Origin of the sequence: Azoarcus sp. CIB (assembly GCF_001190925.1) — a bacterium.
Lineage (GTDB): Bacteria > Pseudomonadota > Gammaproteobacteria > Burkholderiales > Rhodocyclaceae > Aromatoleum.
In genome coordinates, this window is the sequence record NZ_CP011072.1 from 457,238 (window position 1) to 470,292 (window position 13,055).

The 13,055-nt window shown below is 69.6% G+C and carries 15 protein-coding genes; 3 read left to right on the forward strand and 12 right to left on the reverse strand.

Features of this window, described 5'->3' with window-relative positions; translation table 11 throughout:
• Nucleotides 1-231: 231 nt before the first annotated feature.
• Nucleotides 232-1,866, forward strand: coding sequence for a nitroreductase family protein (locus tag AzCIB_RS01880; protein ID WP_050414336.1), 1,635 nt, complete (start codon nt 232-234; stop codon nt 1,864-1,866).
• Here the strand turns inward: AzCIB_RS01880 and AzCIB_RS01885 are convergent.
• The 3 genes from AzCIB_RS01885 to AzCIB_RS01895 form a co-directional block, all read right to left on the reverse strand.
• Nucleotides 1,863-2,330, reverse strand: a complete 468-nt coding sequence (locus AzCIB_RS01885; RefSeq protein ID WP_050414337.1) for a ferritin-like domain-containing protein — start codon at nt 2,328-2,330, stop codon at nt 1,863-1,865. The genes AzCIB_RS01880 and AzCIB_RS01885 overlap by 4 nt on opposite strands.
• 102 nt (nt 2,331-2,432) lie before the next feature.
• The gene (locus AzCIB_RS01890) at nt 2,433-2,870 is read right to left on the reverse strand and encodes a universal stress protein (protein ID WP_050414338.1); all 438 of its coding nucleotides are present in this window, start codon (nt 2,868-2,870) and stop codon (nt 2,433-2,435) included.
• 22 nt (nt 2,871-2,892) lie between these two features.
• Nucleotides 2,893-3,639: a TerC family protein gene (locus AzCIB_RS01895; RefSeq protein WP_050414339.1), complete on the reverse strand. Its 747-nt coding sequence runs from the start codon at nt 3,637-3,639 to the stop codon at nt 2,893-2,895.
• A 181-nt stretch (nt 3,640-3,820) separates the two neighbouring features.
• On the opposite strand from AzCIB_RS01895, the gene AzCIB_RS01900 reads away from it, so the two are divergent.
• Nucleotides 3,821-5,233: an aminotransferase-like domain-containing protein gene (locus AzCIB_RS01900; protein WP_050414340.1), complete on the forward strand. Its 1,413-nt coding sequence runs from the start codon at nt 3,821-3,823 to the stop codon at nt 5,231-5,233.
• Here the strand turns inward: AzCIB_RS01900 and AzCIB_RS01905 are convergent.
• On the reverse strand, nt 5,228-5,536 hold the full coding sequence (locus AzCIB_RS01905) for a hypothetical protein (protein WP_050414341.1): 309 nt from the start codon (nt 5,534-5,536) through the stop codon (nt 5,228-5,230). The two genes, AzCIB_RS01900 and AzCIB_RS01905, sit on opposite strands and share 6 nt — an antisense overlap.
• A gap of 3 nt (nt 5,537-5,539) precedes the next feature.
• Nucleotides 5,540-6,145: a cytochrome c oxidase subunit 3 family protein gene (locus tag AzCIB_RS01910; protein ID WP_050414342.1), complete on the reverse strand. Its 606-nt coding sequence runs from the start codon at nt 6,143-6,145 to the stop codon at nt 5,540-5,542.
• A 240-nt stretch (nt 6,146-6,385) separates the two neighbouring features.
• On the opposite strand from AzCIB_RS01910, the gene ccoG reads away from it, so the two are divergent.
• Nucleotides 6,386-7,765 carry a cytochrome c oxidase accessory protein CcoG gene (gene ccoG, locus AzCIB_RS01915; protein WP_050414343.1) on the forward strand — a complete coding sequence of 460 codons (1,380 nt, stop codon included), beginning with the start codon at nt 6,386-6,388 and terminating at the stop codon, nt 7,763-7,765.
• A 133-nt stretch (nt 7,766-7,898) separates the two neighbouring features.
• Here ccoG and AzCIB_RS01920 read toward each other — a convergent pair whose 3' ends face one another.
• From AzCIB_RS01920 to ubiT, 7 genes are all read right to left on the reverse strand, one after another.
• Nucleotides 7,899-8,696, reverse strand: coding sequence for an ABC transporter permease (locus tag AzCIB_RS01920; RefSeq protein WP_050414344.1), 798 nt, complete (start codon nt 8,694-8,696; stop codon nt 7,899-7,901).
• Between the two features lie 13 nt (nt 8,697-8,709).
• A complete protein-coding gene (locus tag AzCIB_RS01925) occupies nt 8,710-9,681 on the reverse strand; it encodes an ATP-binding cassette domain-containing protein (protein WP_050414345.1) in 972 nt (323 codons plus the stop codon).
• Between the two features lie 13 nt (nt 9,682-9,694).
• Nucleotides 9,695-10,306 (reverse strand): glutathione S-transferase, encoded by a 612-nt coding sequence (locus AzCIB_RS01930; RefSeq protein ID WP_050414346.1) that lies wholly within the window; start codon nt 10,304-10,306, stop codon nt 9,695-9,697.
• Nucleotides 10,307-10,334: 28 nt separating this feature from the next.
• Complete coding sequence (locus AzCIB_RS01935) at nt 10,335-10,982, reverse strand: alpha/beta hydrolase (protein WP_050414347.1); 648 nt, start codon at nt 10,980-10,982, stop codon at nt 10,335-10,337.
• Nucleotides 10,983-10,985: 3 nt separating this feature from the next.
• The gene (locus tag AzCIB_RS01940; RefSeq protein ID WP_050414348.1) at nt 10,986-11,300 is read right to left on the reverse strand and encodes a (2Fe-2S) ferredoxin domain-containing protein; all 315 of its coding nucleotides are present in this window, start codon (nt 11,298-11,300) and stop codon (nt 10,986-10,988) included.
• 73 nt (nt 11,301-11,373) lie between these two features.
• The gene (locus tag AzCIB_RS01945; RefSeq protein ID WP_050414349.1) at nt 11,374-12,453 is read right to left on the reverse strand and encodes a VanZ family protein; all 1,080 of its coding nucleotides are present in this window, start codon (nt 12,451-12,453) and stop codon (nt 11,374-11,376) included.
• A gap of 93 nt (nt 12,454-12,546) precedes the next feature.
• Complete coding sequence (gene ubiT / locus AzCIB_RS01950) at nt 12,547-13,050, reverse strand: ubiquinone anaerobic biosynthesis accessory factor UbiT (protein ID WP_050414350.1); 504 nt, start codon at nt 13,048-13,050, stop codon at nt 12,547-12,549.
• Between the last annotated feature and the right edge of the window lie 5 nt (nt 13,051-13,055).

Consider the following 13,055-nt stretch of genomic DNA (forward strand, 5'->3'; position numbering starts at 1 on the left):
CTGCAGCGTGCGGGGCTATATGGACTAGCGAATAAGTTATATGGACGGGGTTAGTCGCCAAAGATTAAGAAGATTTAATTCCTTGGCCCCGTCACCGCGCCGGCCGGAAGCGGGTAGTTCTGGCTGCCCTTGAACGCCTTGAGCCGGCCGAGGTCGATGAACATGCTGCGCGACGCCGCTGTCGGACTCCTGTGCCGAGGCGGTGGCGCGATGAATTGCTAGGGAGACGGGATGGCGCACGAGCCTGCAGCATCGTCGACGGACAGCGGGAAGGTCGCCGCCGTGCTCGCCTACCATGAGCATAGCAAGCATCGGCCGGAGCGCTACGCGCCGGGGCCGGGACGGCTTGATTGGGCGAACCAGCCGGATCCGTGGCGCCATTGGGACGGTGCCGCGCGCACGATCCTGCCGCTCGCGGCGGACGGCCTCGCGATGCGCTACGCCGCCTTGCGCCGCGGCGAGCCGCCGCCACCCGCGCCCTTCGATCTCGAGCATCTGGGCATCCTGTTCGAGCTCTCGCTCGCGTTGTCGGCATGGAAGGAGTTCGGCGGCGCGCGCTGGGCGCTGCGCTGCAACCCGTCGAGCGGCAACCTGCATCCGACCGAGGGCTACCTGATCGCACCGGCGCTGCCCGGCATCCCGGCCGGCGTGCACCATTACCTGAGCCGCGAGCACGTGCTGGAGCAGCGTGCGGCGCCGCCCGAGGGATGGGATGCAGCCTTCGGCGGGGAGGGGGTGCTGGTCGCGCTGAGCTCGATCCACTGGCGCGAGGCATGGAAGTACGGCATGCGCGCGTGGCGCTACTGCCAGCACGACTGCGGCCATGCGGTGGCCGCGCTGACGCTTGCAGCCGCGGCGCTCGGCTGGCCGGCGCGGGTGCTCGACCGCGTCGGCGACGCCGATATCGCTCAGCTGCTGGGGCTGGATCGTGCGGCGGACTTCGGCGGCGCCGAGCGCGAGGCGCCCGAGGTGCTACTGCAGCTCGGCGCGGCGGGGGGCGGAATCGACGTCGCTGCGCTGCTCGCGTTCGCGGCGCAGGCCGGTTGGCACGGACGCGCCAACCGCCTGAGTTCGGCGCATGTCGACTGGCCGGACATCGCCGTCGTCGATGCCGCCGCGCGCAAGCCGCGCACGGCCGCGGCGGATGCTCCGGTACCTGCGGCGTTGCCTCCGCCCGCCGCGCCGGTGCTGGACCTGTTGGTTGCGACGCTCGCGCGCCAGCGCCGCAGCGCGGTCGCCTTCGACGGTGTGACGACGATGGCTGCCGAAGCCTTCTTCGCCGCGCTCGATGCGTTGCTGCCGCGTGCGGGCGTGCCGCCGTGGTCGGCCTGGCCGTGGCCGCCGCAGGTGCATCCGGCGCTCTTCGTGCATCGCGTCGACGGGCTGGAGCCGGGGCTCTACGTGCTGGTGCGCGATCCGGCGGCACTCGCCGGGCTGCGCGGGGCGATGCGTGCGGACTGGCTGTGGCACAAGGTGGGTCCGGCGCACCTGCCGCTCTACCTGCTGATCCCCTACGACCTGCGTGAAACGGCGCAGCTCGTCAGCTGCCATCAGGAGATCGCGGCTGAGGGGTGCTTCGCGCTCGGCATGCTGGCGCGCACGGGGCTGGTCGCGCGCGAGCCGTGGCGCTATGCGCAGCTCTTCCGCGAATGCGGCATGCTCGGCCACGTGCTGTACCTGGAGGCCGAGGCGGCGGGGCTGCGCGGCACCGGCATCGGCTGCTTCTTCGACGACACGATGCACGAGCTGCTGGGCCTCGCCGGCGGCGAATGGCAGAGCCTCTACCACTTCACCGTCGGCGGGCCGGTCGAGGATGGGCGCCTTAGTTCCTTGCCGCCGTATGCTGGGCGCGGCTCCGGAGCCTAGGTCGGCCGCGCCGGCGCAAAGGTCGACAGGTCGCCCGGCTTGCGCAGCATCTTGTCGACTTCCGCGAGATGCAATTCCTCGGTTTGGACCATCTGGCGCGCATATTCCTCGAGCGCGACCGAGCGGTCCGCGACCAGGGCGAGCAGTTCGTCGTAGAGCTTCAGCGCGCCGCGTTCCGCTTCGAGCGATTCGCGCAGCATCGCGCCGATGTCGTGCTGGTGCGAGTCGAGCAGCGGTCCGATCGCGAGCGAGGGGTGCGCGCCCAGCGTGGTGACCCATTCGCCGGCCATGCGCGCGTGTTGCAGCGATTCTTCCGCCTGCGCGTTCAGCCACGACACGATCGGAATGCGCCCGAAGCCGAATACGAGGAAGGAGTAATGCGTGTAGCGCACGACTCCGGCCAGTTCCGCCTCGAGGATATGGTTCAGCGCTGCAACGACCGCTTCCTTGTCGAGTTCCGCCATGATGTCCGCTCCTGTGCTTGTCGCCGTGCGATGCGGCACGGCGTTGCTACCCCACTCTAGACCACTGCGACCGCGGCTGCAGAGAGGGGCGGGGTCGGCGGATCAGGCGGGCGGGAGGGGCTTCACGAGGGTCACGGGGACCGGCGACCGCTCCAGCACCGCGTGAGCGACGGAGCCGAGCAGCGCCTGCAGCAGCGCGCCGCGGCCATGCGTGCCCATGACGATCTTGTCGAAGCGGTGCTCGGTTGCGTAGCGGACGATGGTGTCGGCGACGTGGCCGATCGCGATGTGTTGCGTGTAGGGCATGCCGGCCGCGTCGAGCGCCGCCCTGGCGGTGGCCAATGCGGCGAGGCCTTCCTCGCGGTGCCAGGTTTCGAGTTCGTCGTGGCTGACGAAGCTGCGGGCGTGGCCGTCCACGGGGATCTGCACGTTGAGCAGGTGGATGTCGAGCTCGCCGCTGAGCGCGGGTAGCTTCATGAGGTGGTCGAGCACGCGGTTGGCGTTCTCCGAGCCGTCGAGGGGTACGAGTACCTTGAGCATCACGATCTCCTTGTCAGCACGGTCAGTTGCGGCGGGCGCCGCCGTCGCCGGTGTCTTCGACCGCGAGTTCGACCAGCGGCGCCGCTTCGTCGCCCTGGCGCCGCGCGAGCCACGCGCCCAGGCCGACGACGAACGCCGCGCCCGCGACCGAGGTCACGTAGTGCAGCCAGCCGGGCAGCCCTTCCACGTAGGGCTTCACGACCACGTCGCCGATCAGCATGCCACCGGCGATCCAGCCGAGCAACGCGGCGCCCAGCGTGATCACGACCGGGAAGCGGTCCATCAGCTTGAGCACGAACTTGCTGCCCCACACGATGATCGGAATGCTGACGACAATGCCGAAGACCACGAGGCCCAGGTCGCCCTTCGCGGCGCCCGCGACCGCGATCACGTTGTCGAGGCTCATCACCGCGTCGGCGACGACGATGGTCTTGATCGCGCCGAGCAGATGCGTCGAGCCCTCGACGTTGCCGTGGCCGTCGTCGTCCTCGGGTTGCATCAGCTTCACGCCGATCCACAACAGCAGCAGCGCGCCGACGACCTTCAGGAAGGGCAGCGCCAGGAGCTGCAGCGCGAAGAAGATCAGCACGATGCGCAGCGCGATCGCGCCGACGACGCCCCACGCGATGCCCTTGTTGCGCTGGTGCTCGGGCAGCTTGCGACACGCGAGCGCGATCACGACGGCGTTGTCGCCGCCCAGCAGGATGTCGATCGCGATGATCTGCAATACCGACACCCAGAAGGCGGCGTTCGACATGGTTTCGAGCACTGCTCGTTCTCCTTTTCAAGCACGGATGATGGGGCCGAAGGCGGCCATTGTCGCCAAGAACGGCATTGTGCGACAGTGGCAGTCGCCGACAACCGCTGGTGCGAACGATACGGTGGCGCCCTTTCGGTCCGCTTTCAGCCTCTGCCCCGCGGCGATGCGCCCCCCTGCTAACATCGCCCGCATGAGCCGCTACCAGGACCTTGCCGAGCAGACGGAAAAGCTCATCGCCGACGGCGTGCTGCGCGCCGGCGACCGGCTGCCGTCGGTGCGCCAGGCCTGCCGCACGCACAAGGTCAGCCCGATCACCGTGACGCAGGCCTATTACCTGCTGGAAGGGCGCGGCCTGATCGAGGCGCGGCCAAAGTCGGGCTACTTCGTGCGCGCGCGCCTCGGCCGCAATCTGCCCGAGCCGGACATGACGCGCCCGCTCGGCGGCTCGACGCAGCTCGAGGTCAGCGACTTCATCTTCCAGATCCTCGACAGCGTGCGCGACCCCGCGATCGTGCCGCTGGGGTCGAGCTTCCCCAGTCCCTACCTGTATCCGCTCGACAGGCTCGGGCGCTTCCTCGCGAATGCCGCACGCCGGCTCGATCCGCTCGCGACGGTGACCGACCTGCCGCCGGGCAACGAGGAGCTGCGCCGGCAGCTCGCGCTGCGCTACCTCGCGCACGGTGCGCCGGTGTCGCCGCAGGAGATCGTCATCACCTCGGGCGCGATGGAGGGGCTCAACCTGTGCCTGCAGGCGGTCACGCGCCCCGGCGACCTGATCGCGATCGAGTCGCCGACCTTCTATGCCGGACTGCAGGCGAGCGAGCGGCTGGGGCTCAAGGTCATCGAGATCCCGACCCATCCGCGCGAAGGCGTGAGCCTGCCGGCGCTGGAGGACGCGCTGCGCCACCATCCGGTGAAAGCCTGTCTCCTGATGCTGAACTTCGCCAACCCGACCGGCAGCCTCGTGCCGGACGAGCGCAGGAAGGCGCTGGTCGAGCTATTGCGCCGCTTCGAGGTGCCGCTGATCGAGGACGACGTCTATGCCGAGCTGTACTTCGGCCGGCAGGCGCCGCTATGCACGAAGGCGGTGGATGCGGACGGCCTGGTGATGCACGTGTCCTCATTCTCGAAGTGCCTCGCGCCCGGCTACCGCGTCGGCTGGGTCGCGGCGGGGCGCTACGCCGGGCGCATCCAGCGCCTGAAGCTCGCGACCAGCCTCGCGACCACGGTGCCGGTGCAGATCGCGCTGGCGGACTACCTGAAGCACGGCGGCTACGAGAACCACCTGCGCCAGCTGCGGCGCAAGCTAGCCGAACAGGAGGTCGCGCTGATCGCCGCGATCGAGCAGCATTTCCCGCCCGGCACGCGGCTCGCGCGGCCGCAGGGCGGCTATTTCCTGTGGCTGGAGCTGCCGCGCCAGGTCGACACGCTGCTGCTGCACCAGCAGGCGCTCGCGCACGGCATCAGCATCGCGCCGGGGCCTATTTTTTCCGCGAAGCGCGAATTCGGCCACTGGCTGCGGCTCAACTTCGGCCATCCCGACTCGGAGCGCCAGCAGGCGGCGATGGCGACGCTGGGGCGGCTCATCGCGCAGCAGCTATAGCGTCGCCCAGCGCGCGAACTCGCGGCCGAAGAAGGCGATCAGCACCAGCGCGAGCGGCGCGAAGGCGACGAAGCCCTTCAGCACGCGGCGGATGAAGGGATGGGCGAGCTCCGCCTCGATGAAGCGCTCGGCGATCAGCATGCCCTTCGCCCACACGATCGCCGCGACCACCACCGGCAGCCACGCCGCGCCGTGGAACCACTGCCCCAACAACAGGCTCAGCAGGGTCAGCGCGACGAGGATCAGCCAGGCCGCGGTCAGCGGGGCCAGTGTGGTGGCGGGTTTCCGTTCGGTCGGGCTCATGGGTCAGGCCAGCACGTAGAAGAAGGGGAAGAGGACCAGCCAGATGATGTCGGTGGCGTGCCAGTAGCTCGCCAGCGCCTCCAGCCCGCTGTGCTCGTCGGCCGAGTAGGCGCCGGCGACGTGGCGTGCGAGCACCCACAGCATGCCGAGGATGCCCCAGGTCGCATGCACCAGGTGGTTGATCGTCAGGTAGTAGTAGACGGTGAAGAAGATGCCCGCTTCGCCGTCGATGCCGTGCGCGAGGTTCCAGCGGATCTCGAGGAACTTTGCCACCGGATAGCCGAGCGCCACGACCAGCCCGGCGACGAGCCACCACAGCGAGCGCCGGCGCTGGCCGGCGCGCATCGTCACGACCGACGCGGCAATGAAGAAGCTGCTCGTCACCATCAGCAGCGTGATGACGGTGCCGGAAATCCGCGACAGGCGCTCCGAACCATGCTCGAAGGCCTCGGGGAAATGCGCGCGGGCGACGAAATAGACGATGAAGAGCACGGCGAACTCGACGAATTCGCAGCTGATGCCCACCCAGATGCCGCTGTTGCCGGGGACCCGCCCGGCCTGCCCGGCGTCCTGCCGCGGCAGGGGAGCGGGAATCGCGATCGTCGTCATGGCTGTGCGCCTATTGTGCAATCTGCTCATTGTCGTCCGATCCGGCCGGTGATCACAGACACAGCCGATCGCGTTTCGGATCGGCACAGATCCGCTCCGCTTTCCGCCGCAGGATGAAATCTGTTCCTGTCGGAAATGTGCTTTTCTGGAGCTGTTCCTGTCGGTCGCCCGGTGATGTACTCGCCTCCGGCGTCGACCGGGGAATTGTCTCCCCCGGCCCGCATCCGGAGGAAGGCAGGAATGGGCAAGTCCGTCAGCAAGGTGCGCGAGGCGAAGCTGGAGCTGTACCGCAAGCAGGGAAAGATCCACGCGCGGGCCGTCGCGGGCCGCTTCAACACGCTGCGCTGGGCAGTTGTGTGGCTCACGCAGATCGTCTTCTATGGCGGCTGCTGGCTCACGTGGGAGGGCAACGGCGCGCTGCGGCAGGCCGTCCTCTTCGACATCGCGGACGAGAAGTTCTACCTCTTCGGCCTCGTGCTGTGGCCGCAGGACGCGCTGCTGCTCGCGCTGGCGCTGATCCTCGCGGCGACCGCGCTGTTCCTCGTCACCGCGCTCGCGGGGCGCCTGTTCTGCGGCTTCGCCTGTCCGCAGACGGTGTACACCACGATTTTCACGTGGGTCGAGGCGAAGGTCGAGGGCGACCACCTCGATCGCCTGAAGCTCGACCGCAGCCCGATGAGCGCACGCAAGCTCCTGCTCAAGGGCGCCAAGCACGGCCTGTGGCTGCTGATCGCGGCATGGACGGCGATCACCTTCGTCGGCTACTTCACGCCGATCCGCGCGCTGCTGCCGGCGCTCGCCGTCGGCGCCACCGGCCCGTGGGAGAGCTTCTGGCTGATCTTCTACGGCCTCTTCCTGCACGTGCAGGCCGGCTTCGCACGCGAGGCCGTGTGCCAGCACATGTGCCCGTACTCGCGCTTCCAGGGCGTGATGTTCGACCGCAACACCGCGACCGTCAGCTACGACCTCCGCCGCGGCGAGCCGCGGCAGGCACGCGGCCGGGCCGAGGGCGGCGGCGACTGCATCGACTGCGGCATCTGCGTGGAAGTGTGTCCCACCGGCGTCGACATCCGCGAGGGCCTGCAACTCGGCTGCATCAACTGCGGCCTGTGCATCGATGCCTGCGACACGGTGATGACGCGCGTCGGCACGCCCAGCGGCCTGATCCGCTTCGCCTCGGAGCGCGAGCTCGCCGGGGCGGCGGCGGGCGGGAGGGCTCGCCTCGCCGTGTATGGCGGGCTGTCGCTGGCGGTCGTCGCGCTCGGGGCGTGGTCGTTGGGCCAGCGTTCGCTGCTGCAGGTCGACGTGCTGCGTGACCGCGGCGCCCTGCTGCGCGAGACCGCCGCCGGGCGGATCGAGAACGCCTACACGCTGAAGCTGAAGAACCTCGACGACGCCCCGCGCGAGTTCGTCGTCGATGTCAGCGGCGTGCCGGGCATCGAGGTCGTCGGCGAACGCGCGTTCGCGGTCGCGGCGGGCAGCGTGCGCCCGGTGTCGCTGACCCTGTCCGCGCCCGCCGGCACGCCGCTGTCGGGCGTGCGTCCGATCACCTTCCGCATCGCGGCAGGGCACGACGCGGCGCGCAGCGTGCAGGAGCCGAGCAGCTTCATCCTGCCCTGAGCCGCGGCGTAAGCTCAGGGGGTGTAAGGGGAAGGCCGAGTTTGCCAGCTGTGCCGTCGCATGATCGGCTGCGCCAGCGCAACCGCTGTGTGGCGGAAGGCGCGGCGCTTTTCCGCCCTACGATCCGGCGTTGTCAGCCCAGCAGGCGCCGGCGCGTGAGGCCCAGCGCGACCCAGAAGCCGCCCGCGCCGTAGGCCCCGAGCACGCCCACATGCAGCGCGATCGCATCGGGCACGCGGCCGAGCAGCAGTGGCCGCGCGAGCTCCACCGCGTGCGACAGCGGCAGCAGCGACGCGGCCACCTGAACCGCCGCGGGCAGCTGTTCGGCGGGGAAGAATACGCCCGAAATCAGCGTCATCGGCGTGATGAAGAGGGTGAAGTAGTACATGAAGAAGTCGTAGCTCGGTGCGACCGACGTCATCACCAGCCCGAGCGCGCCGAAGCTCAGCCCGACGAGGAAGATCAGCGGCAGCAGCCAAAGCACGTAGCGGCTGTCGACGAGGCCGAACACGGCGATCACGATGAGGATCGCGACGCCCGACAACAGCGCCTTCGACGCCGCCCACACCAGCTCCGCGAACACGATGTCGTCGAGATCCACGGGCGCGTTCATGATCGCGTCCCAGGTCTTCTGCACGTGCATGCGCGAGAAGGACGAGTACAGCACCTCGAAGGAGGCGCTGTTCATCGTCGACGAGCACACCATGCCGGCGGCGAGGAAGCTGATGTAGGACACCCCTCCGATCTCGGGCACCAGCATGCCGATGCCGAAACCCAGGCCGAAGAGGTAGATCATCGGGTCGGCGAGGTTGCCCAGCACCGAGGGCAGCGCGAGCTTGCGCCACACGAGAAAATTGCGCTGCCAAACCGGCACGAAGCGGTGCGACAGGCGCGGGGCGCGGAAGGTCGAGCGGAGGGTGGTGGTCGTCATCGGAGCGGTCTTCTCAGTCGCGCAGGTCGCGCCCGGTGAGCTTGAGGAACACGTCCTCGAGGTTCGCCGGCCGGCGCAGGTAGCGCAAGCCGGACTGTTCTGCGAGGTGGGCCATCAGCGGCGCCGCATCGTCGAGGTAACAGAAGGCGGTCTCGCCGCTCACCTCGTAACGGCGTGCGAACGCGCCGGCGTGCGCCTCGGCCCAGGCCTGCGCGCCACTGATGCCGTTGCGGGCGGTGCCGTTCCAGTCGCCATACACCTCGACGACCTGGGTCTCGATCTGTGCCGCGATGACGTCGCGCGGGCTGCCTTCGGTGAGGATGCGGCCGGCGTCGAGGATCGCGAGGCGGTCGGCGAGGCGCTCGGCCTCGTCCATGAAGTGCGTCGTCAGCAGCACCGTGGTGCCGTTGCGGATCAGCTGCTTGAGGCGCTCCCAGATCAGGTGGCGCGCCTGCGGGTCGAGGCCGGTCGTCGGTTCGTCGAGGATCAGCAGGTCGGGGCGGTTCACGAGCGCGCGCGCGAGCGTCAGGCGCCGCTTCATGCCGCCCGACAGCGACTGGATGCGTGCGTCGCGCTTGCTTTCGAGGCCGGCGAAGGCCAGCAGCTCCGGGATGCGCGCGGTGATGGTCGCGTCGTCGAGGCCGAAGTAGCGGCCATAGACGAGCAGGTTCTCGGCGCAGGTGAAGTCCGGGTCGAGGTTGTCCTGCTGCGGCACAACGCCCACATGCATGCGCGCCTCGCGCGCGCGCTCGGGCACCGGCAGGCCGGCGAGGAATATCTCGCCCGCCGACGGGCGCGTCAGGCCCAACGCACAGCGCAGCGTCGTGGTCTTGCCCGCGCCGTTGGGGCCCAGCAGCGTGAAGCATTCGCCCGCGTTCAGGCGGAGGTCGACGCCGGCGACGACCTCGTTGTCGCCATAGCGCTTGCGCAGCCCGCGGATCTCCAGCGGGCTCGCGAGGGCGAGGCCGCGCGGCGTGGCGTCCATGCCGGTCACAACATCAGCCGACCGGCGGCTTCGTCGTGGTGAAGCTCGGGCGCGCGAACATGCGCCGCGCGAGCGCCGCCAGCGAGGGGTGCTCGCGGCGCCATTCGTGTTGCGGGAAGCGCAGATCGAGGTAGCCGAGGGCGACGGCGACGGCGATGTCGCCCAGGCTCAGTGCGTTGCCGTACATCCAGTCGCGCCCGCTCGCGCGCGCTTCCAGCGCGTCGAGCGCACGGTCGATCTTGTCCATCTGGCGGTCGATCTCGGGTTCGCTGCGCAGGCCTTCGGGGCGGCGCGATTCGAGCAGCGCCGTGACGGCAGCGTCGGTCACGCCGTCGGCGAGGGCTTCGATCTGGCGCACGCGCACGCGCTCGAGCGGGTCGGCCGGCAGCAGCTTCGGCCCGCCTTCGATGATCTCGAGGTAGCCCGCGATCACCGGCGAATCGAAGAAGATCTCGCCCGCGTCGGTCTCCAGCGCCGGGACCTTGCCGAGCGGGTTCACGCTCGGGACGCGCGTGTTCGCCTCCCACGGCGAATCGACGATGAGCTCGCAGGGCAGGGACTTTTCCGCGAGGATGATGCGGATCTTGCGTGCGTAGGGGCTGGTCAACGAGGCGAAGAGCTTCATGGCATTCTCCGGTGAAGTGGCGCGCCGTTCACAGCGGCGCCCAGTTGCGCAGGATGATGTCGCGGATGATGGTGAGGCGGGCGTGGAAGAAGTGGTCCGCGCCGGGCACGACGACGACCGGCAGGTTTTGCGGCCGCGCCCACTCGAGCACGTTCGCGAGCGACACCGTGTCGTCTTCCTCGCCGTGGATCAGCAGCGTGTCTTTCGGCACCGGGCCGGTCGCGTAGCTGCGCGCGCCGCTGACTTCGCCGGTCGCGGTGCCGACCAGCACGATGCGGTGCGCCGGCGTCATGCCGTCGGCGAGCCGCGCAGCGACGCGCGTCTGCACGTGGGCACCGAAGGAGAAGCCGCCCAGCGCGAGCGGCAGCGTGCCCCAGCGCGACTGCATCCACGCGATCACCGAGAGCATGTCCTCGGTCTCGGCGTTGCCATGGTCGTGCTCGCCGTCGCTCTTGCCGACGCCGCGGAAGTTCGGGCGCACGACCGCGTAGCCCAGCTCGCGCAGCGTGCGCGCCAGCGTGTGCACGATCTTGTTGGTGTTGGTGCCGCCGAACAGCGGGTGCGGATGGCACACCAGCGCGATGCCGCGCACCGTGTCGGGGGTGTCGATCAGCGCCTCGATCGCGCCGTCGCGTCCGCGCAGCAGGACGCTCTCGGGAGCCTGCGGCCGGGTCATGGCTTAATCCGGCAGGCGCAGGCGCTCGACGATGCGGCCGTGCACGAGATGCTCGTTGATGATCTCGTCGACGTCTTCCTTGTCGATGTAGGTGTACCAGACGTTGTCCGGATACACGACCAGCACCGGGCCGTCGTCGCAGCGGTCGAGGCAGCCGGCCTTGTTGATGCGGATCTTGCCGCGGCCCTTGAGCCCCAGCGCGGCGATGCGGTCCTTGGCGTAGGTCTGCATCACCGTCGCCTTGTGGTCGTTGCAGCAGGTGTTGCCGGGTTCGCGCTGGTTGCAGCAGAAGAACACGTGGTGCTTGAAATAGCTCATCAGGGACTCCGGGAGGGGGCGGGGGCGGCGCCGGGCCGCTCCGCAATGCGACCGATTATAGCCGCGGGGTCGTTCAATGCCGCGTGAGATGCTCCCCGCGCCACAGGCCCACCGCCGACAGGTAGGCGAGCGCGAGGAAGGGCCACAGGTTGGCGCTGAGTTCGGTGAGGCCGTGGAAGTTGAGGAAGTTGCCCTGGCCGAGCATGCGCTGGCCGACCTCGAAATAGGGGTTCTCGGGCAGCAGGTTGGTGAGGCTGGTCGCGGCGAGCAGCGCGACGCCCGCCAGCGCATGCTGCAACACGCTCGCCAGCAGCAGCGCGGCTGCGAGCACCAGCAGGCCCAGCAGCAGCCCCTGGCGTGTGCCGGGCGTGAGCCATAGCAGCGCTTCGCCGGGGATATAGAAGGACGCGGTCGCGATCGACTTAGCGCCGATGCCCAGCAGCAGGAGCAGCGCGACTGGCCACGGCGAGGCGCTGCGCATCATGCAGCGCGCGAACAGGCCCACGCCGACGATCGTGATCGCGACCTGCACGGTCTCGAGCAGGATGTAGCGTTCCGGTTCGAAGTGCAGCGGCGTCGGCAGGCCCAGCAGCTGGCGCAGGTCGCCGCTGCCGAACAGCACGCGGTCGGGCGTGAATTGCGCGAGCAGCCACAGCCCCAGCAGGATCAGTCCGAGGTCGCCCATGTGCCCGGGGATGACGCGCGCCGAGCGCCAGCGGTGCAGCCAGCCGCTCTGGTCGAACAGCGGGTGGCCCCAGCGGGCGCCGGCGAGCGCGCCGAGCAGGGCGCCGGCGGTGTTGCAGGCGAGATCGACGTTCGACGGGACGCGCGTCGGCAGGAAGTTCTGCGTCACTTCCATGCCGAAGGACAACAGCGCCGCGACCAGCGTCGCGACCGCGACGCCCGTGCCGCGCCCGATGCGCAGCGGCAGGGACGGCGCGAGGACGAAGCCGAAGGGCAGGAAGCCGAGCACGTTGAGCACGATGTCGGCGCCACGGTAGTACTTGGGCCAGGGCGCGGCGAGGAAGTCCAGCAGCGGCAGCCCCGTTGGCCGCCAGCCGGTCAGCGGGTGCAGGCAGGCATAGACGACCAGCAGTCCGTAGGCGACGGCGAGATGGCGCGGCAGGGATGAAACGGCACGCGCGTGGGGCATCGGCGGGTCCGGGGTGCTAGAGTCGGGATCCCCGATTCTAGCCCGGATGCGGCGTGCGGGGCCCGGCGGTGTCGCCGGCGCTCCGTGCGTGCGTCAGTGCGCGCCGAGCGACTGCTGCGGACGGCTGCGCGTGAGCGGGTTCAAGCGGCGCAGCACGCTGGCGGGTGCATATTCGGCGTGCAGGGCGTCCCAGTCGACCGCATCCAGCGTGTTCTTGACCAGCAGGCCGAGGTCGGTCGCGCCTTCCATCAGCAGGCGGCGGCCGAAGAACAGCGTGTCGGGGTCTTCCTCGCGCAGCGCCAGTGCGATGTAGTCGCGCACGTTGGCGGTCAGCGTGAGGTCGGGCTCGCCGCCGCTCGACAGCGGCACGAAGCCGCGCGGGCCGAGCGTGAAGTCGAGCGTCAGGCCGGCGTCGCGCACGCGCATGCGCAGGTGGCGGCCGGTCAGCGGTTCGAGGTCCTCGCGCGACAGCACGCGGCCGAGCGCGAGGTTCAGCGCCGTGGTCAGCGCAAGGGTCGGCGGACGCTGCGGCAGGTGCGACGCGATGCGCGCGAGCGGCGCGGGGAGCGTGAAGGCCGGGATGCGGAAGCTGCTCATCGGTG

Coding starts and splice junctions, on each gene's coding strand:
- AzCIB_RS01880 (WP_050414336.1), top strand. CDS start 232: ATGGCGCACGAGCCTGCAGCATCGTCGACGGACAGCGGGAAGGTCGCC.
- AzCIB_RS01885 (WP_050414337.1), bottom strand. CDS start 2,330: ATGGCGGAACTCGACAAGGAAGCGGTCGTTGCAGCGCTGAACCATATC.
- AzCIB_RS01945 (WP_050414349.1), bottom strand. CDS start 12,453: ATGCCCCACGCGCGTGCCGTTTCATCCCTGCCGCGCCATCTCGCCGTC.
- AzCIB_RS01935 (WP_050414347.1), bottom strand. CDS start 10,982: ATGACCCGGCCGCAGGCTCCCGAGAGCGTCCTGCTGCGCGGACGCGAC.
- AzCIB_RS01890 (WP_050414338.1), bottom strand. CDS start 2,870: ATGCTCAAGGTACTCGTACCCCTCGACGGCTCGGAGAACGCCAACCGC.
- ccoG (WP_050414343.1), top strand. CDS start 6,386: ATGGGCAAGTCCGTCAGCAAGGTGCGCGAGGCGAAGCTGGAGCTGTAC.
- ubiT (WP_050414350.1), bottom strand. CDS start 13,050: ATGAGCAGCTTCCGCATCCCGGCCTTCACGCTCCCCGCGCCGCTCGCG.
- AzCIB_RS01910 (WP_050414342.1), bottom strand. CDS start 6,145: ATGACGACGATCGCGATTCCCGCTCCCCTGCCGCGGCAGGACGCCGGG.
- AzCIB_RS01900 (WP_050414340.1), top strand. CDS start 3,821: ATGAGCCGCTACCAGGACCTTGCCGAGCAGACGGAAAAGCTCATCGCC.
- AzCIB_RS01930 (WP_050414346.1), bottom strand. CDS start 10,306: ATGAAGCTCTTCGCCTCGTTGACCAGCCCCTACGCACGCAAGATCCGC.
- AzCIB_RS01905 (WP_050414341.1), bottom strand. CDS start 5,536: ATGAGCCCGACCGAACGGAAACCCGCCACCACACTGGCCCCGCTGACC.
- AzCIB_RS01920 (WP_050414344.1), bottom strand. CDS start 8,696: ATGACGACCACCACCCTCCGCTCGACCTTCCGCGCCCCGCGCCTGTCG.
- AzCIB_RS01925 (WP_050414345.1), bottom strand. CDS start 9,681: ATGGACGCCACGCCGCGCGGCCTCGCCCTCGCGAGCCCGCTGGAGATC.
- AzCIB_RS01940 (WP_050414348.1), bottom strand. CDS start 11,300: ATGAGCTATTTCAAGCACCACGTGTTCTTCTGCTGCAACCAGCGCGAA.